The 19,463-nt window shown below is 45.4% G+C and carries 18 protein-coding genes and 1 riboswitch; of the genes, 5 read left to right on the top strand and 13 right to left on the bottom strand.

What is annotated here, in order from left to right; all coding sequences use genetic code 11:
- Positions 1-88 precede the first annotated feature (88 nt).
- The 3 genes from EII32_RS05570 to EII32_RS05560 are packed head-to-tail and all read left to right on the top strand — an operon-like array spanning position 89 to position 1,987.
- Positions 89-700 carry a polysaccharide deacetylase family protein gene (locus EII32_RS05570; RefSeq protein WP_125234456.1) on the top strand — a complete coding sequence of 204 codons (612 nt, stop codon included), beginning with the start codon at positions 89-91 and terminating at the stop codon, positions 698-700.
- Positions 678-1,640, top strand: a complete 963-nt coding sequence (queG, locus tag EII32_RS05565) for a tRNA epoxyqueuosine(34) reductase QueG (protein WP_125234455.1) — start codon at positions 678-680, stop codon at positions 1,638-1,640. Before EII32_RS05570 ends, queG begins: the two co-directional genes overlap by 23 nt.
- 8 nt (positions 1,641-1,648) lie before the next feature.
- Positions 1,649-1,987 (top strand): hypothetical protein, encoded by a 339-nt coding sequence (locus tag EII32_RS05560; RefSeq protein WP_125234454.1) that lies wholly within the window; start codon positions 1,649-1,651, stop codon positions 1,985-1,987.
- Between the two features lie 30 nt (positions 1,988-2,017).
- Here EII32_RS05560 and hutI read toward each other — a convergent pair whose 3' ends face one another.
- The 8 genes from hutI to rpsF form a co-directional block, all read right to left on the bottom strand.
- Positions 2,018-3,268, bottom strand: a complete 1,251-nt coding sequence (hutI, locus tag EII32_RS05555) for an imidazolonepropionase (protein WP_125234453.1) — start codon at positions 3,266-3,268, stop codon at positions 2,018-2,020.
- Complete coding sequence (gene hutH / locus EII32_RS05550; protein WP_125234452.1) at positions 3,265-4,740, bottom strand: histidine ammonia-lyase; 1,476 nt, start codon at positions 4,738-4,740, stop codon at positions 3,265-3,267. Before hutH ends, hutI begins: the two co-directional genes overlap by 4 nt.
- A gap of 16 nt (positions 4,741-4,756) precedes the next feature.
- A complete protein-coding gene (locus EII32_RS05545; protein WP_125234451.1) occupies positions 4,757-6,763 on the bottom strand; it encodes a urocanate hydratase in 2,007 nt (668 codons plus the stop codon).
- 35 nt (positions 6,764-6,798) lie between these two features.
- The gene (ftcD, locus tag EII32_RS05540; protein WP_125234450.1) at positions 6,799-8,511 is read right to left on the bottom strand and encodes a glutamate formimidoyltransferase; all 1,713 of its coding nucleotides are present in this window, start codon (positions 8,509-8,511) and stop codon (positions 6,799-6,801) included.
- 145 nt (positions 8,512-8,656) lie between these two features.
- A complete protein-coding gene (nadB, locus tag EII32_RS05535; protein WP_125234449.1) occupies positions 8,657-10,249 on the bottom strand; it encodes an L-aspartate oxidase in 1,593 nt (530 codons plus the stop codon).
- Positions 10,250-10,485: 236 nt separating this feature from the next.
- On the bottom strand, positions 10,486-11,043 hold the full coding sequence (rplI, locus tag EII32_RS05530) for a 50S ribosomal protein L9 (protein WP_125234448.1): 558 nt from the start codon (positions 11,041-11,043) through the stop codon (positions 10,486-10,488).
- 21 nt (positions 11,044-11,064) lie between these two features.
- Positions 11,065-11,334 carry a 30S ribosomal protein S18 gene (rpsR, locus tag EII32_RS05525; protein ID WP_125234447.1) on the bottom strand — a complete coding sequence of 90 codons (270 nt, stop codon included), beginning with the start codon at positions 11,332-11,334 and terminating at the stop codon, positions 11,065-11,067.
- A gap of 2 nt (positions 11,335-11,336) precedes the next feature.
- On the bottom strand, positions 11,337-11,681 hold the full coding sequence (gene rpsF, locus EII32_RS05520) for a 30S ribosomal protein S6 (RefSeq protein ID WP_125234446.1): 345 nt from the start codon (positions 11,679-11,681) through the stop codon (positions 11,337-11,339).
- 203 nt (positions 11,682-11,884) lie between these two features.
- Between rpsF and EII32_RS05515 the strand changes: the two genes are divergently transcribed.
- Entirely contained in the window at positions 11,885-12,079 is a 195-nt protein-coding gene (locus EII32_RS05515; protein WP_125234445.1) for a hypothetical protein, read from the top strand.
- 26 nt (positions 12,080-12,105) lie between these two features.
- Here the strand turns inward: EII32_RS05515 and EII32_RS05510 are convergent, their stop codons facing one another.
- From EII32_RS05510 to EII32_RS05490, 5 genes are all read right to left on the bottom strand, one after another.
- A complete protein-coding gene (locus EII32_RS05510; protein ID WP_125234444.1) occupies positions 12,106-12,312 on the bottom strand; it encodes a hypothetical protein in 207 nt (68 codons plus the stop codon).
- A 56-nt stretch (positions 12,313-12,368) separates the two neighbouring features.
- On the bottom strand, positions 12,369-13,067 hold the full coding sequence (locus tag EII32_RS05505; protein ID WP_125234443.1) for a response regulator transcription factor: 699 nt from the start codon (positions 13,065-13,067) through the stop codon (positions 12,369-12,371).
- A gap of 63 nt (positions 13,068-13,130) precedes the next feature.
- Positions 13,131-14,678 carry a sensor histidine kinase gene (locus EII32_RS05500; RefSeq protein WP_125234442.1) on the bottom strand — a complete coding sequence of 516 codons (1,548 nt, stop codon included), beginning with the start codon at positions 14,676-14,678 and terminating at the stop codon, positions 13,131-13,133.
- Between the two features lie 352 nt (positions 14,679-15,030).
- Positions 15,031-15,231: a hypothetical protein gene (locus tag EII32_RS05495; RefSeq protein ID WP_125234441.1), complete on the bottom strand. Its 201-nt coding sequence runs from the start codon at positions 15,229-15,231 to the stop codon at positions 15,031-15,033.
- A gap of 200 nt (positions 15,232-15,431) precedes the next feature.
- Positions 15,432-17,591 (bottom strand): elongation factor G, encoded by a 2,160-nt coding sequence (locus EII32_RS05490; RefSeq protein WP_125234440.1) that lies wholly within the window; start codon positions 17,589-17,591, stop codon positions 15,432-15,434.
- A 165-nt stretch (positions 17,592-17,756) separates the two neighbouring features.
- Here EII32_RS05490 and hemW point away from each other — a divergent pair, with 165 nt between their 5' ends.
- Positions 17,757-18,890, top strand: coding sequence for a radical SAM family heme chaperone HemW (gene hemW, locus EII32_RS05485; protein ID WP_125234439.1), 1,134 nt, complete (start codon positions 17,757-17,759; stop codon positions 18,888-18,890).
- 212 nt (positions 18,891-19,102) lie between these two features.
- Positions 19,103-19,298: riboswitch (cobalamin riboswitch) on the bottom strand.
- Positions 19,299-19,463 lie beyond the last annotated feature (165 nt).

Below are 19,463 nucleotides of genomic sequence, written 5' to 3'. Positions count from 1 at the left end.
AAATGAAAGTATCGAAAGTTAAAAGTTTTATGGGGAACATATCCTCGTTGACTTTTAACTTTCGAAAATTAACGTTTAACATACACACGTGTTTATAGAACAACCTGCCAAATGGTTGCGATGGCTGTACCCGAAAGCAACTTGGAGAATGGATCCTAACGAGAAATCGGTCTATCTGACATTCGATGATGGACCAATTCCCGAAGCCACACCATTCATTCTCGACACATTGATGCAATTCGGAGCCAAGGCAACGTTTTTCATGGTGGGCGATAACGTGAAGAAATATCCGGAACTATATGACAGGATTGTAAAAGAGGGACATCAGATAGGAAACCATACGATGAACCATATCGGCGGTTTCAAGCATTGGACGGCAACATATATCATAAACACGTATCAGGCAAACGAACTTATACACGCACATCTCTTCCGCCCGCCGCATGGTTGGATGCGTCTAAGTCCTTATTATTGGCTGAGCAAATACTACAAAATAGTGATGTGGGACGTGGTAACACGAGATTACTCGAAACGAGTGACGGCAGAAGACGTATTCGAGAACGTAAAGAAATATACCCGAAACGGGTCTATAATAACATTCCACGACTCGCTGAAGAGTATTGACAAACTGCATTTCGCACTGCCCGAGGCACTGAAATGGCTGAAAGAACAAGGATATGAATTCCGAACTTTCGAATAGAATAAAAGCCGAGGCCTTGCGTCTCGGCTTTTCTGCATGTGGGATCGCACGCGCCGAAGCGGTAGGAAAAGATGCGGCAAGGCGATTTACGACATGGCTCGAAAAAGGCGGTCATGCCACAATGACATACATGGAGAATCACTTGGAGAAACGACTTGACCCACGTATTCTCGTACCGGGCACGCGCAGCATCGTATCAGTTGCATTGAACTATGCACCGGCACAACGACTTCCGGAGGGGGAATACCAGATTGCGGCGTATGCATTGGGACTGGACTACCACGACATTGTAAAGGGGAAGTTGCGGGAGTTGGCAATAAGGATATTTGGAGAATACAATAACGAGGCGGGAAAAGAGATACGAGTTTTCTCTGACAGTGCTCCTATATTAGAACGTTATTGGGCGGTAAAGGCGGGAATCGGCTGGATAGGACGCAATCACCAACTCATCGTTCCGCGTGCCGGCAGCATGTTTTTTCTTGGTGAAATGTTCGTTCCGATAGAACTGGAATACGACAAACCGATGGAAACACGATGCGGAAAATGTCACAGGTGTATTGATGCCTGCCCCACGGGGGCATTGGTAATAAACTCGGAAAACGAAAAGCAAAGCACTTTTCTATCGTACAAATGCCTCTCGTACCAGACAATAGAGAACCGAGGAGACATTCCGGATGACATGGCTGCCGCAATGGGAGAAACCATATACGGGTGTGACAGATGTCAACAGGCATGCCCGTGGAATCGATATGCAAACCCTACCGACGAACCTTTGTTGCAACCAAAGGAAGAACTACTGGAAATGACGCGCGAACAATGGCAGGCATTGAGCGAAGAAGATTACCGCCGACTATTCAAAGGGAGTGCCGTGAAAAGAGCAAAATATGAAGGATTGATGCGTAACATAAACAGTGTAAAACAGTTAAAAGAAAAAGACTGAATGTCAAGATGAACAAGGAAGAAGAAATAACAAATTTGGTAAATGGTTTCTTTCGCGAATTTACGAGGAATATAACGATGAAGGAAACCGGCAAAACACCGGATGTGATTGAACCAAAAATGCTCAAGCATGTTATGCTCGAGCATTATGAAGAGATTGCAGATGCTTTCCACCAAAGCGTATATCCGAAAATTGCGACAATGAACGGACTCAAAACATGTGACATTCCTGAAACTGTCACACCGGAGATGATGCGTTCGGCATGTGCATCGGAAGAATTGTTCAACACTATGGTGGAGACCTACCGTCGCAATTTCATCGCATTGCTACAAGGCATCGCAGTATGATTCCGCACCCAATGTGTGTCTTTTTCAGATTCAACAAATTTCTTTTCCCAACAAGAATACACGGCGTATTATCGGAGTCGTGTATGCATAAGGAATGAAAGCGATGGACGGAATGGGTTGCGTTATGAAGAAATTGGCTGCCATACCCGGAGCAATAGAGCCATAATGACTGCTAAGTCCCATTGCCGCAGCACCATTGATGGTTGCTGCATTGAGAGCCTCCTCCGGCTGCAAACGCATCTTGATACATGCAAGAGATACGGCGAATTTCATGTCTCCGGACGGTGTCGACCCGGGATTGTAGTCGCTGGCAATGGCAACGGGAAGTCCGGCACTAATCATCTTGCGCCCGGGAGCAAAAGGCATGTTAAGGAAGAAAGATGTTCCCGGCAGTGCAGTGGGCATTGTCTCCGTGTCTCGCAACATCTCTATATCCTCATCTGTCATACTTTCAAGATGGTCAACGGAAAGAGCCGAATGCTTAACGGCAACCTCCACGCCTCCGGATGGCGCAAGTTCCTCACCGTGAATCTTTCCACGCATTCCATAACGGTCGCCGGCTTCCAATATCCGTGATGTCTCCTCGAACGTGAAGAAGCCTTCGTCACAGAACACGTCAATGAAATCTGCCAGATCTTCAGCAGCAACGGCAGGTATCATTTCTTTAATGATAAGGTTTACATAATCTGCCTGCGACATGCCACGGGCAACGGCATGAGCTCCAAGGAAAGTACTCATTACCTTGAGCGGAGTGGTTTCTTTGATACGGCGTATTACACGAAGCATCTTCAGTTCGTCCTTCGTACTCAGTCCGTATCCGCTCTTTATCTCTACCGTACCTGTTCCTTTCTTTATTATTTCGCGTACACGGGGCATCGACTGCTCATACAGTTCGTTCTCCGACAATTCGTGAAGGCGGTCTGCACTGTTAAGTATTCCACCTCCGCGACGTGCTATCTCGGCATAACTTAGTCCGTTTATCTTATCCACGAACTCCTGTTCTCGACTTCCGGCAAACACCAAGTGTGTATGACTGTCGCAGAAAGAAGGAAGCACGGTGCCACCCTCCGCATCAACTATGGTATCTGCCTGCTGCTCATACAATGCCGCAGTGGCATGGTCTTCATTCTCTGAGCCGTATGCCGTAACTATACCATCAGTAGCAAACAGCCATGCATTTGAAATGGAAAGGAGTACCGACATCTCGGCTCCTTTCCTTCTCAACAGCCCGTCGGGATTAAGCCCTGCAAGCGTCCCTATGTTCTTTACAAACAGTTTCATTTACGCAAAAATTCTATTGAACGCCAGATATACGGATACATAAGTACGTCATTATCAATGAACGGTACTACCTTGCGGTACTCATTGTATATTTCCATAATCTTCGGCGATGATTTAAGCGGCTTGCGGAAATCAAGAGCCTGTGCCGCATTGAACAATTCTATTGCCAAAACTCGCTCTGTGTTGAGTACTACCTTGTATAGTTTGATTGCTGCGTTTGCACCCATGCTTACATGGTCTTCTTGATCTTGACAAGACGGAATACTATCCAACGAAGAAGGTGTTGCAAGACTCTTATTCAGGGATACGCAAGAAGCTGCCGTATATTGGGTTATCATAAAACCACTGTTCAGTCCCGGATTTGCCACGAGGAAATCGGGAAGTCCGCGTGTACCTGACACCAATCGGTAAATTCGACGTTCAGAAATGTTTGCCAACTCGCTGATTGCTATTGACAAGAAATCGATTGGCAATGCAATAGGCTCACCATGGAAGTTGCCTGCCGATATTATAAGGTCTTCGTCGGGACACACCGTGGGGTTGTCGGTTGCGGAATTTATTTCGGTATCAATCACCGAAGTGACATATTTTATTGTATCCTTAACCGCTCCGTGAACCTGCGGTGCGCAGCGGAAAGAGTACGGATCCTGCACATGTGTCTTCTTTGTGTTAATAAGTTCAGACCCTTCGAGCATTTCTTTCATACGCGCGGCGGTATCCAACTGCCCTTTGTGAGGACGCACGAGATGTACTGCCTCGGTAAAAGGCTCTATCCTGCCGTCGTAAGCATCAAGCGACATGGATGCGATACGGTCTGCCCAATCACTCAAACGGTATGCCTGAAGCAATGCCCATACGGCAAACGAACTCATATTCTGTGTACCGTTGAGCAATGCAAGCCCTTCTTTGCTCGCCAATTCAATGGGTTTCCATTCCTTGCGACACAGCATCTCTTCGCCCGAAATAACTTTCCCTTCATACTCTACTTCGCCCAAACCGACAAGTGGCAGGCAAAGATGAGCCAAAGGAACAAGGTCGCCGGAGGCTCCGAGAGAACCTTGACGATAAACAACGGGATATATGTCATTGTTGAAAAAATCGACAAGTCGTTGTACAGTGTCAAGTTTACAGCCGGAAAATCCATAACTTAACGACTGTATCTTCAGCAACATCATTATCTTAACTATATCGTTCGGTACTCGCTCGCCTGTTCCGCAGGCATGGCTCTTTATGAGGTTTATCTGCAATTGAGTGAGTTGATCCTTGCTTATCGACACCTTGCACAACGAACCGAAACCGGTGGTAACACCATATACGGGCTCGGGGTTGCTTGCTATTTTCTCGTCAAGGTAGTTGCGGCAACGCTCTATGCGCTGCTTGGCATCATCACTTAGTTCTATCTTATAGTTGTTATACACAATCTCTCCCACGCGTTCAATAGAGAGATGATCTGCACTAATCTTATGTATCATGATTGATTCGCTGTTTTTAAAACTGATTTATTATATCGTCATCCACAATGTTCGGCATCGTGACTTTCAATTCGGGAGTACGTTCCATCTCACGCTTTATGGCATCCATAGAACCTTGATTGCGTGCCCAAGAGCGACGTGCGATACCGTTATTGACATCCCAGAAAAGCATGCTACGTATCTTACGTTCTGCTTCTTCGCTTCCATCAATTACCATACCGAAGCCGCCGTTTATCACTTCGCCCCAGCCTACACCGCCACCATTGTGGATACTAACCCATGTTGCACCGCGGAAAGAGTCGCCGATGACATTATGCACTGCCATATCGGCACAGAACTGCGAACCATCGTAAATGTTAGATGTCTCACGGAACGGAGAGTCTGTTCCCGAAACATCATGATGATCTCTGCCCAATACCACCGGACGACTTATCTCGCCACGACGAATGGCATCGTTGAAAGCAAGTGCAATCTTCATTCTGCCTTCGGAGTCGGCATACAAGATACGTGCCTGCGAACCTACAACGAGATTGTTCTTACCCGCCTCGCGTATCCAATGAAGGTTATCGGCAAGTTGTCCCTTGATGTCTTCGGTGGATTTCGTTAGCATATCTTCAAGAACCTCGGCAGCCAAACGGTCGGTAACGGCAAGGTCTTCGTCATTGCATGAGGAGCAAACCCAACGGAACGGACCGAAACCATAGTCGAAGAACATCGGTCCCATGATGTCTTGAACGTATGACGGATAGCGGAATTTGGTTGTAGAACCGTCAGCAAAGATTTCTGCCCCTGCTCTTCCGGAAGTAAGAAGGAAAGCATTGCCATAATCGAAGAAATACATTCCACGCGCAGTTATCTTATTGATGGCTGCCACCTGACGGTGAAGAGAATCATATACTTTCTCTTCGAAAAGTTCCGGTTGCTCTGCCATCATTTTATTAGACTCGTCGAGTGTCATGCCGACAGGATAGTATCCGCCTGCAAAAGCATTGTGGAGCGAGGTTTGGTCGCTGCCCAAATCAACATGTATCTCATCTTTTGCAAGGCGTTCCCACAGGTCAACCACATTGCCAACGTATGCCATGGATACCACGCGATGTTCTTCGACTGCCTTAAGTATTGCCGGAATCAGTTCATCAAGATTATCGTGCAACTCGTCAACCCATCCTTGCTCATGTCTCTTCTTTGCTGCAAGGGGATTAATTTCGGCAACGACACTCACCACCCCGGCAATGTTTCCGGCCTTTGGCTGCGCTCCCGACATACCTCCGAGACCGCTACTTACGAACAACGGAATACGCTCACGTTTGTCACCCATCACCTTGCGTGCGGCATTAAGCACCGTGATGGTCGTACCATGTACAATTCCCTGCGGACCGATATACATATACGAGCCCGCGGTCATCTGTCCGTATTGGCTCACGCCGAGTGCATTGTCACGCTCCCAATCGTCCGGTTTGCTATAATTCGGTATTACCATGCCGTTAGTAACAACTACTCTCGGCGCAGTTTTGTGAGACGGGAATAGTCCGAGCGGATGTCCGCTATACATCACGAGCGTCTGCTCATCGGTCATCTCCGACAAGTATTTCATCACAAGGCGGTACTGTGCCCAGTTCTGGAATACGGCACCGTTACCTCCGTATGTTATCAACTCGTGTGGGTGTTGTGCCACAGCCTTGTCGAGGTTGTTCTGTATCATCATCATGATGGCAGCCGCCTGCTCCGAGCGATGCGGATATTCGTCTATCGGACGGGCATACATCTCGTATGTAGGACGGAAACGGTGCATATATATTCGTCCGTATTTATTCATTTCTTCAGCAAACTCGGGTGCCAATGCCGCGTGCATTTCTTTCGGGAAATAACGCAGTGCATTACGCAGTGCAAGCCTTTTTTCTTCCGCCGTAAGTATATCCTTGCGCTTCGGGGCATGGTTTATGGCTTTGTCATACGGTGGCATTTCCGGCAATGTCTGCGGGATACCGGCTCGTATCTCTTTTGCAAAATCTTCTTTAGTCATTTTATTTTATACTTTTATTATCTTTAAATTATATATTACAATTTGCCGATTACTTTCTCGACTATCGACATAATCTTCTTCTCCTCGGCATTAGCCTTGGCTACAATCTGTTCTGCCTCTGCCACGAGTGCATCCGCTTTCTCACGATCTTTCAGCGAAGCGGCGTTAATCTTCACGTTAAGTCCGGCTCCGATTACAGCGGCACGGGCAGCCAACGCGCCTACTCCGGCATCAGAGACACTGTTCGGATTACCTTCCTCTGCCATTGCCTTGCAAATCTCGAATGCGCCGAACGATGCCTTCATGGTGTGTAGCGGCACCTGTGTGGCATACAATGTGGCTTCCTGTATGGCTTCGCTGCGCGCGGCTTTGTCCTCGTCAGTCTTTTTAGGCATGCCGAATGCTGCCATGATACGATTAAATGCCTCGGTATCTTCATCAACGAGATGTATCAACTCGGCCATAAGTTCCTGCCCCTTATCTGCCCATATTGAGAATTCATGGCAACGAACATCCCAACCGGCCTTGTGCGAAGAGAGGTTTGCAACCATTGTGCCGAGCGCAGCACCCAATGCTCCCATGTATGCAGCGATGGTTCCTCCGCCCGGTGCAGGACTCTCGCGCGATGTCTCGAGTGCGAAATCCTTTACCGTAAGGTCGGCAAGCAATGGTTTCTTGTTACCGTCTTCAAGAAGATATTCTATTACCTTTTCACGTGGGTTGAACTCTTTCAAGTCTTCAAGTCCGAGCGATTTCACGGCAATCAGCATTATGTCTTCCTCGGGAATACCTGTCGAACGGTTCTGCTTTTCAAGGAAATATCTACCTGCCTCTACCAACACTCGTTTCGGGATAAGTCCGACAATTTCCGTGCCGGTAACCCTCACGCCGCGTATCGAAGCACATCGGCACACCTCGTCGAATGCCTTATGCAACGGTGTTACATTGATGTTTGTTATATTCATCGACACCTGTGCAATTTTGTATTCGTCGATGAACCAACCAATTGCCTTGGTACTCTTAAGTGTTCCGGGCTGCATTATTGTCTTTCCCGATGCATCTTTCTTTGGTTTTCCGGTAATCGGATTACCCTCGCGCACGGGGCGTCCTTTCTCGCGGACATCAAACGCTATGGCATTGGCACGTCTGGTTGAAGTGGTGTTAAGGTTGAAATTCACGGCAACGAGGAAATCACGCGCCCCAACTGCCGTACATCCGGTGCGTGCCACATGCTCGTCAATAGGCCTTGCACCGAAATCCGGTTGCTTACCGGGTGTGGATAGTTTCTCGGCGATTGCCTCATACTCACCTTCACGACAAACCGCAAGGTTGCGACGCTCTTTTGTATATGCGGCAGCCTCATAGCAATAGCATGGGATTTCGATTTCATCGGCAATGCGCTTTGCCAATTCACGTGCCATCTCGGCACACTCTTCGAGAGTCACTCCCGCAACCGGAATGAGCGGAAGCACATCGGTGGCACCCATACGCGGGTGTGCACCGTGGTGCTGACGCATGTCTATCAGTTCTCCGGCTTTCTTCACACTGCGGAACGCAGCTTCCACGACAGCCTCCGGTTCGCCAACGAACGTCACTACGGTTCGGTTTGTTGCCTCGCCCGGATCCACGTCAAGCAGACGTACGCCATCTACATTTTCAATCTCGTTTGTAATTTGTTTGATAATACTCAAGTCGCGTCCTTCACTGAAATTAGGTACGCACTCAACAATACGTTTAATGTTATTCATTATAATATAAAATATTAGATTTAATGTTATTCATTATATAAAATATCAGATAAGGATTTCTTGTGCAAATTTATATTTTTTCAATCAATCCTGCAACAACTTTTATGTTTTTTTCATCTATCGCATAATATATTACCATTCTCTTTCATTTTGTATCGTCATACGCATGCAACGGATAGTCAATGGTGTAGTGCAGACCGCGGCATTCTTTCCGTTCTATCGCCTGCCGGGTTATCAAGTATCCCACATTTATCATGTTTCGCAGTTCGCAGATGTCACGGCTTGCCTTTACTCTGCGGAACAACTCCTCCGTCTCTTCATACAGTATGTCGAGTCTGTCCCATGCTCTCTTCAAGCGCAGATTGCTTCTCACTATTCCAACATAGTTTGACATTATCTCACCAACCTCTTTGATACTCTGTGTAATAAGCACTTTTTCCTCGTTGGTCATGGTGCCTTCATCGTTCCACTCGGGTATCTGTTCGTTGAAATCATAAAGGTCAATGTGTTCCAACGAGTGCTTCGCGGCGACATCGGCATATACCACGGCTTCTATGAGAGAATTTGAAGCGAGGCGATTCCCCCCATGCAGTCCCGTGCAGGCGCATTCGCCTATTGCATACAGTCTTTGTATGCTCGAGCATCCGTTATAATCAACCTTTATACCTCCGCACATATAATGAGCCGCCGGACGCACCGGAATATAGTCTTTCGTTATGTCTATACCCATTGTCTTGCACTTCAAATATATGTTCGGGAAATGGCGTTGCGTCTCCTTCGGGTCTTTATGCGTCACGTCGAGACATACATGCGGCAATCCGTGTATTTTCATCTCGTTGTCTATGGCTCGTGCCACGATGTCGCGCGGTGCCAACGATAGTCTTTCATCATATTTCTCCATGAACGACTCTCCCGTCGGAAGGCGCAATATTCCTCCGTAACCACGCATTGCCTCTGTAATAAGGAATGCCGGATGTGTCTCTCCGGGAGAATATAATGCCGTAGGGTGGAACTGTACAAACTCCATATCCTGCACCGTTCCCTTGGCGCGATACACCATTGCTTCACCATCTCCGGTTGCTATTATGGGATTCGTGGTGGTTTGATAAACGGCTCCGCACCCACCCGTACACATTAATGTAACTTTTGAAAGAAAAACATCAACCTTCTGTGTGTCAGGGTTAAGTACGTATGCTCCATAACAGTTGATATATGGTGTACGCCGTGTCACCCTTGCTCCGATATGATGTTGTGTTATTATCTCTACCGCAAAATGGTTTTCTTTTATGTCAATATCGGGATTGTTGCGTATTGCCTCCATCAGTCCGCGCTGTATTTCGGCACCGGTATCATCGGCATGGTGCAAGATTCGGAATTCGGAATGACCTCCTTCTCTGTGCAGGTCGAACGAACCGTCTTCCTTCTTATCGAAATTAACTCCCCACTCTTGCAATTCTCTTATTTGCTCCGGTGCATTACGAACCACCAATTCCACGGCAGTACGGTCAGATATTTTGTCACCGGCAATAATAGTATCCGAAATATGTTTTTCAAAGTTGTCAAGCCCGAAATCTGTAACAGAAGCCAATCCTCCCTGTGCAAACGAGGTGTTTGCTTCATCGAGTGAGGTCTTGCATATAATGCAAATTTTGCCTTTCCTTGCACGAGCCACCTTTAAGGCATAACTCATTCCGGCAACACCGGCACCGATGATGAGGAAATCGTATTTATAAACCATTAGGTATTACGTTTATTATTTTACGAGTGCAAAAATAATAATAATAGCCGTAATGAACGAATTATTTGGTAAGATTAACGTTACATTGAAACTTCTCGAATGCCGATTGCCAAATAGGACATAAATATTCCTCGGAAAAGCAACCGCTGGGACAAAAAGAATCCCGACCATCATATTGATGATCGGGACGCTTATAAAAACTGCTTTACAGCGCGAAAATTTTCTTTCTCGTATGCTTATGCCTCTGCGGGAGTTTCCTCATCTGCAGGAGTCTCTGCCACAGTCTCTTCTGTTGCCGGAGCCTCTTCTGCCACTTTCGTATCAGGAGTTTCTTCCGCAACTTCCACCGGAGCATTCTCTGCAATCACAGATACTGGTATTTTCACCTCAACTTCTTTGTGGAAATGAACGATTGCCTCATATTCGCCTACCTGTTTCACATCACGCATTGTAATAATCTTGCGATCTATTTCAATGCCTTTTTCCGCGAGTGCTTCTGCAACCTTTGCTGCATTTACAGAGCCGTAAAGTTGACCCGTTGCTGCAACCTTTGCTGCTATCTCAAGAGCAACACCTTCCAATTTGGCTGCCTTTTCTTGTGCGGCTGCCTTTATGGCTGCAAGTTTGTGTGCTTGCTGCTTCATGTTCTCTGCAAGTATTTTCTTCGCACTCTCGCTTGCAATAACTGCCTTACCCGAAGGAATCAGGTAGTTACGACCATAGCCTTTCTTTACGGTTACGATGTCGTTCTTGTAACCCAATCCTATGATATCTTCTTTCAGTATAATTTCCATTCTTATCTTAGGTTTTTAGGTTTATTTCATCATGTCTGTTACATACGGGAGCAGAGCGATCTGACGAGCGCGTTTCACGGCTTGTGCCACTCGACGCTGGTACTTGAGAGACGTTCCTGTAATACGGCGGGGAAGAATTTTACCCTGCTCGTTAAGGAATTTTTTCAGGAATTCGGGATCCTTGTAGTCAATATACTTGATACCGCTCTTCTTGAAACGGCAATACTTCTTCTTCTTCGTGTCAATTGAAGGAGCTGTCAAATAACGTATTTCACTATCTTGTGCTGCCATGATTATGCCTCCTCTTTGTTAATGTACTTGTTTCTTCTCTTTTCAGCATACTCTATGGCGTGCTTCTCGAGTTTGACTGTCATAAAACGGATCACTTTCTCATCGCGACGCAATCCAGTCTCGAAAGTCTTGATTACTGTAGGCTCGGCCTTGAATTCGACAAGGAAATAGAATCCCGATGTCTTCTTTTCAATTTGGTAAGCCAGTTTTTTCAATCCCCATGCCTCTTCGTTCAGGATTTCAGCACCGTTGTCGGTAAGAAGATTCTTGAACTTAGCGACCGTTTCCTTTGTCTGTTCATCAGACAAAACGGGAGTCAAAATGAAAACGGTTTCGTATTGATACATACTGTTTGTTAATAAAATTGTTAATAAATTAATTATGCCGGGGCTTATGCCAAAGCGGGTGCAAAGGTACTATTTTTTTGTTACATATATACTTATACGAGCCCTCAAACCTCCCATATTTAAGCATAATTAACCCTTCGCGCATATAAATCTCGCACGAGACACAATATTTTCCCAAATCTTTTCATACATTTGCAAGCGAAATGAAGAATTTGTTGAAAAAGATAAAGCCACACATCGGCATGGGATTTGTCTATGCCGGAACGCTATTGCTTCTTTCGTCTTTCCTCCTCGGGTGGACATCGAGCAACGTTCCTTTGTTCGTATCGATATTTCTCGTCATCGTCGGGGTTGGCATACACGTTGCCTTAATAAAGTCATCTGACATTAACGATTAGTTACGGACTGTATTTGCTTGTCATTATTAAACGAACACAAATCCGCAACTACCCGTCAATGTCAAACCCTTTAACCCAAATCGGTCATTAGAACCCTCAACCGATTTTGTTCGATTGTTGAGCGGATGTACAGCCGTTTCATCGAAGGCGTAGCGGGCTGCGTCGGGATGTAATGGCTGCACAGATGTCAGCAAGCGGGCTAAAGCAGTTGGTAAGCGTAACGGCAACAGCAAATCTGAGCAAATGCGGTATAATGACCGATTTGGGTTTAAAGATTTAAACACCCCGATTATTCTTCTTCCGGAGTGATGAGTTTATATCCTTTTCCGTGAATATTGATTATTTCAATCTGATCGTCGTCCTTCAAATGTTTGCGCAGTTTCGTTATATACACGTCCATTGAGCGTGCATTGAAATAATTATCATCAATCCAGATGGTCTTCAAAGCAAAATCGCGCTGCAGAATCTCGTTGGCATGACTGCACAACAGTGCCAGCAGTTCGTTCTCCTTTGTAGTAAGTTTGGTCTGTTTGTCGCCGATTGTAAGCAGTTGTTTCTGCGTGTCGAACAAGAACCTTCCTATCTGATACTGTGTGCTTTCCTTGGTTTTCTTCCCACGCACGCGGCGCAGTATGGCCTCTATGCGCAACACGAGTTCTTCCATCGAGAACGGTTTTGTGATATAGTCGTCCGCACCGATTTTGAACCCTTCAAGTATATCCTCCTTAAGCGTTTTGGCAGTAAGGAAGATTATCGGCATCTCGGCGTTGGCCTGACGAATGTCTTTTGCCAGCGAGAAACCGTCTTTCTTGGGCATCATCACGTCGAGCACCGCAATATCGAACTTACTTTTCAGGAAAGCCTTGTATCCGGCTTCTCCGTCCGTACACAATTCTGCATAGAAGCCTTTGGCTTGCAGATATTCACGAAGTAACATTCCGAGGTTCTCATCGTCCTCGCAAAGCAAGATTTTCAATTGTTCTTCCATAATTCTCTATATTAAAAGTTTAATGTTAAAATTATATCTGTCACACCTGTCGGTCGTTTATTTCTAAACAATTTCAGGCAGCGAGATGGTAAACTTAGTACCTTTTCCGTAATTACTCTCCACTTTTATCTCTCCTTTATGCAGATCAACAATCTTTTTGACGTATGCCAGTCCGAGTCCGAATCCTTTCACGTTATGAACGTTTCCGGTATGCACGCGGTAGAATTTGTCGAACACTTTCTTCAAATTTTCCTTCTTTAATCCAATGCCGTTGTCCTTTACAGACAGCATGAGTCTTCCGTTTGCATTCCATGTGTGTACATCTAACACAAGCGGTCCTTCGTCTTTCTTGTATTTCACGGCATTGTCCATGAGATTGTGTATCACGTTGGAGAAATGTATTTCGTCAACATATATTTTGGAGTTTTCTGCCTCCATGAGTGTGTTTATCTTGCCGCCGGTGTGTTCCACGCGCAATGTAAACGACTTTGCGATATTCTCAACCGTCTCGTTAAGGTCGAGTTCCTTTTTCTTAAATATGGCCGTGCGGTCGTCGAACATAGACATTTGCAACACTTTTTCCACAAGGAAGCGTAAGCGTTTAGACTCAACGTCAACCACTCCTCCGAGATGTTTCATCATTGTAGGACTTTTCGCCACCGTCTCGTCGTTCATCATCTGTGCAGCAAGAGAGATGCTCGAAATGGGAGTCTTTAGTTCGTGCGTCATGTTGTTGATAAAGTCGTTCTTTATCTCCGTGAGTTTCTTCTGGCGGAAAATGACTGCTATCGTAAAGATGAACGTAAAGAGCAACACGAATGCAAACACTATTGACGGTATCATAAAGCGCACCGATGAGAAGATATAGTTGTTCATCGTAGGGAAATGAATCCTTACCACACCCGATTTCTGTTGTGGGTCGTTGCGATATAACAGTTGACTGTAACTATATTCTTCGCCGTCTTCCGTATAGTCCGGACAACGGTACACCTCTTGCCCGTCCTGAGTCATCACCGTGAAATGGTACGGAATGTTTATTCCGTTATTCATAAGTTCCGCCTTAATGTCTTGGTCGAGCATTCTAAAGTTAACTCTCTCTTTGAGAGGTTTTTCCGAAGCCATATACAGTATGCTGTATACCACCTCGTCGAGCAATGCTTTCTGATAGACATATCGGTTCTTTACCATCTCCTTCATTGATTTCGACGCTTCGGAAACGGCATTCTTGTCATTACGCAGAATAATGCCTTTGGGCATCTCGGAAGGTTTCATTGCAATGGTTTTCAATTGGAACGATGAATATACCGTGCCGTTGCCATTTGTTGATGAGGATTCATGCGACTGCGGTCTTGCATTGTCGGTCTCGTTTGAAACGCGTTCTTTGCCGTTCTTGCCATGTCTCGTCCGATTCATGTCCATCTCAAGATAACGCAGTGTCTCATTCAGCTCAAGGTTGCGCGAAGCCTGATATAACGAACGGTTTACCGACTCGTCAAACTGCTCTTTCTTCATCTTTACCATCTCTTCGATGTAACTTAGTTGCAGAAAGAGCAAACCAAGGAAACTAAGTCCCATTACGGTTGCTATCGTCCAAATCGTTCTTTTCTTCATATTCTTTTTAATCCTTGATATAAGATGCCGAACTTTCGTTTCATATTTGCAAAAATAACATTTTTTCTCATCAAACAATTCTTTTAAGTTAAATAATTTGGTTAACTTTAATTTAATTAACTCTATACGGTTGTTATAATTGATATTTATAAAATATAATCACGAAACGTTTCCCTCTTCAAAGACAAACGGACTTGTATTTACCATCATTGCAAAAATCATTTACATACAATTTTCCGGCAACCGATAAAGACATGCAACATTTAGAGAACCACACCATTATACAAAATCGGCGAAATCACATCGCAAATTAGGCGAAATTGGTCGGCAAAACCGCCGAATTTGGATAGCATTACGGCATATACGAATATCTGTTTACACTGAATACGACGTGTTTTATTACAACAATTCGCTTATGGTGTTTGCCATTTAACCCAAATCTGTCATTAGAACCCTCAACCGATTTTGTTCGATTGTTGAGCAGATGTGCAGCCGTTTCATCGAAGGCGTAGCGGGCTGCATCGGGATGAAACGGCTGCGCAGATGTCAGCAAGCGGGCTAAAAGCAGTTGGGAAGCGTAACGGCAATGGCAAATCTAAGCAAATGCGGTCTAATGACAGATTTGGGTTTAACAACAATATAATTTTTATGCGTGGAAAAACAATATGACAAACCCTGAAAACCGTCAACTGGTTTTCAGAGTTTTTAATGTGTAAATGCCATTTATCCAAAAGGTCATGGCATGTTATAGATTTATTCTTCTTCGGCAGCCTCAGCCTCATGCTGCTTGATGAGTTCTGTTTGAAGGTCGGTGGGAACGAGTTCGTAACTTGCAAACTTCGTGGAGAACGAAGCGCGTCCGCCTGTCAGAGAACTGAGTGCAATGGAGTAACTGGACAATTCCTTCAGAGGAATCTTTGCCGATAGTTTCTGATAACCGGCTTCGCTGTCCATGCCCATGATTAAGGCGCGACGACCTTGCAGGTCGCTCATAACATCGCCCATATAATCTGAAGGAACAAATACCTCAAGGTCATATATTGGCTCGAGTATTTTGGGACCGGCATTCTTGAATGCTTCTGCAAATGCCTGACGGGCTGCAAGCATGAAAGAAAGTTCGTTGGAATCTACCGGGTGCATCTTGCCGTCATAGACAACAACGCGTACATCGCGTGCATACGAGCCGGTCAGCGGTCCCTGCTCCATGCGGGCCATGATGCCTTTTAGGATTGCAGGCATGAAGCGCGCATCTATCGCACCACCTACCACGGAGTTAAGGAATACAAGTTTCCCGCCCCACTCGAGGTCGACTTCTTCCTTGTTCTTTATGTTCATGCGATACTCCTGACCACCGAACTTATACGTTGTGGGATCCGGCATGCCTTCGGCATAAGGTTCTACGATGAGATGAACTTCGCCGAATTGACCGGCTCCACCCGATTGTTTTTTATGACGGTATTCGGCACGCGAAGCCTTGGTAATTGTCTCACGGTAAGGAATCTTCGGCTCTTCGTACTTTATCTGTATTTTCTCATTGTTTTCCATGCGCCATTTCAGTGTGCGCAAGTGGAACTCACCTTGTCCGTGAACTATTATTTGTTTAAGTTCTTTCGACTGCTCTACCACCCATGTAGGATCTTCCTGACGCATCTTTGTCAACGCAGCCATCATCTTCTCCGTCTCGCTCTCGTTCACTGCAATTACCGCACGCGAGTACTTCGAATTTGGATATTTTATAAAGTCGAAACGGTTCTCCACTTCTTTTTCATTCAGCGTGTTGCCCGTCTTTACGTCTTTCAGTTTAACCGTACAGCCAATGTCGCCGGCACATAGTTCGTCAACGGGCTGCCGATTTGCTCCGGCACATACGTTAAGCACTGCGACACGCTCCTTCGACCCACGGTCGGCATTTGTAAGATCCACGCCGGCCTTTATCGTTCCGCTCATTACTTTGAAATAAGAAACCTCACCAATGTGCGGTTCCATTCCGGTTTTGAAGAAATATATCGATGTCGGTGCCTCGCTGTCGGCGGGCACTTCCTCACCGCGTGTGTTGTGAATTTTCGGCATGTCGCTAACGAAAGGCACCACGTTTCCGAGGAACTCCATGAGTCGGCGCACTCCCATCGACTTGCCTCCGCACACACAGAATACCGGGAAAATGCTGCGTGTAACCAATCCTTTGCGGATGCCTTCACGCATCTCGTCCTCCGATAAAGTTTCCTCCATGAAGAATTTCTCCATCAGAGCCTCGTCGTTCTCGGCAGCAGTCTCTACAAGTGCCGCATGCAACTCTTTTGCCTTGTCTATCTCTTCGGCAGGAATTTCTTCTATTATCGGTGCTCCGCCCTCCGGCTTCCATGAATATTTTTTCATGAGAAGCACGTCTATAATCGAATTGAAACCGGCTCCTGTTGAAACGGGATATTGTATCTGAACACATTTCGAGCCGTAAATTTCTTTCATCTGAGACATTACAGAATCGAAATCGCAGTTCTCACGGTCAAGTTGGTTTACAAGGAATATTACCGGTTTTTTAAGTTTCTCCGTATATCGGAATATGTTTTGCGTTCCCACCTCGGGACCATATTGCCCGTTGATGAGTATCAATGCCTGATCGGTAACGTTGAGAGCCGTGATTGCTCCGCCCACAAAGTCGTCGCTGCCCGGGCAATCTATTATATTAAGTTTTTTATTGTTCCACTCCACATTGAACACCGTAGAGAATACGGAGTATCCATATTCCTGCTCCACGGGGAAGTAATCGCTCACGGTATTTTTTGCCTCTATCGTGCCGCGACGCTTTATTACTCCGCTTTCGAATAACATACTCTCGGCAAGTGTGGTCTTGCCGCTACCCGCGCTGCCAAGCAATGCGATGTTTTTAATTTCGTTAGTTTGATATACTCTCATATCATTAGGATTTAGGTTTATATTGAACTCAATTCTTTTGTGGGGGTTAAAGTTAGTGAATTAAATCAATAATTGAGAAATAAGAATTGAGAATTACATGCCGTTTAACGTTATTTTACATTGCAAACATAATTCTTTGTTAAGGTTTAACGTTTTTAGAATGGTTTGAAATCATTATATATACATATCCCTTTCTGTGAGAGCCGCTGCATATATTGCGGTTTCTACAGCACCACCCGTCTTACACTGCGCGACGAATACATTTCGGCACTCGTCCGAGAGATGTCATTGCGCGATGTCGGCAGCACAATCAACACCATATATCTCGGGGGAGGCACTCCTTCGCAACTGTCTCCAAAGCAACTCCGCACTCTGTTATATAATATAAATAAGGTGTATTGTGTAGATCGTAATGCGGAGATTACGATAGAATGCAATCCCGACGACATTGACAAAGAATATGCCGTGGAATTGGCAGATATGGGGTTCAACCGCGTAAGTCTCGGCGCACAGACGTTTTCCGACGAACGATTGCAATTTATCAAGAGGCGACACAATGCGAGACAGATTGCTGTTGCGGTAACGGCATTGCGCGAGGCAGAAATTAAGAACATCAGCATCGACCTAATGTTCGGATTCCCGGGGCAAACACTTTCCGACTGGGAGAACGACATAAAACATGCTTTGGCATTGCAGCCGCGACACATATCGGCATATAGTCTTATGTATGAAGAAGGTACTCCGCTGCATGCCATGTTTGAGAGGGGTAAAACAGACCAATGCAACGATGAGCAGAGCCTTGCCATGTTCGAACTATTGGTTGACATGATGAAAGCCGACGGATACGAACACTACGAAATATCGAACTTCGCGAAACTATCAGAGGACGGTGGGAAAAGTTCTCCTTTCCGCTCGGTTCATAACAGCAATTACTGGAAAAATGTACCATACACAGGCATTGGGGCTGCAGCACATTCCTACGATTTGCACGAACGTTCGTGGAACATAGCCGACATAACGGAATACATAAAGATTGCCAACATCGGAAAAAGACCCATCGAGGGCAGCGAATTGATTGATAAAGACACGCATTACAATGACATTGTGACCACCGCACTACGCACACGCGAGGGTATTTGCCTGAACGACCTTACCATGGAACAACGAGAATATCTGCTGAAAACGGCACAACCCATGTATGAAAGAGGACTGCTTGCCATTACCGACACCAACATACATCTTACACGCAAAGGAATATTCGTCAGCGATTCCATAATGACAGAACTCATAAAGATTTGACAGGAAACATGACATGACAGTCAAAATCCGTTTTTATGGAAAGCAAAAGGGCGAGGCCTCACGGTCTCACCCATTCTTTCTTTTAAAAAAACTTATATAATAATACACGTAGGTTCATATTTACGTAATACCACAACACAACAATGCACTATGTGCAAAAATTGTAATTTCATTCCCGAATTGTTTGCCTGAGTCCCTTACATCGAGAGAAACAAACCTTCACGGCTTAAGGCAGGTCTTCTGACTACGTCCCATACTGATGCTCCTTCCCGCCCAAGATCAAAACAAGGGGCAGTGGATTTCTTGCTTCAGTACTTATAAAGGGACTCACAGCTGCGAGACAGTCGGGGATTTTCGCCCCGTTCCCTATTAATTACCGCATGGTAAACCTTAGCGGGTGCAAATATACGACTTTTTTAATTACCCGCAAACTTTTTATCACAAAATTATTAAAATATTTGTTTGATAAAACATTTCTATTTATCTTTGCATGCGTTAAAAGCAATGATTATGCCGAATCATGGCAAGTCTTGAATAAAAAATATTATTAACTTTTAAAACACGGTTGCCTAT

Source organism: Prevotella sp. OH937_COT-195 (assembly GCF_003932845.1).
GTDB lineage: Bacteria > Bacteroidota > Bacteroidia > Bacteroidales > Bacteroidaceae > Prevotella.
This window is presented reverse-complemented; position numbering and strand designations above follow the sequence as displayed.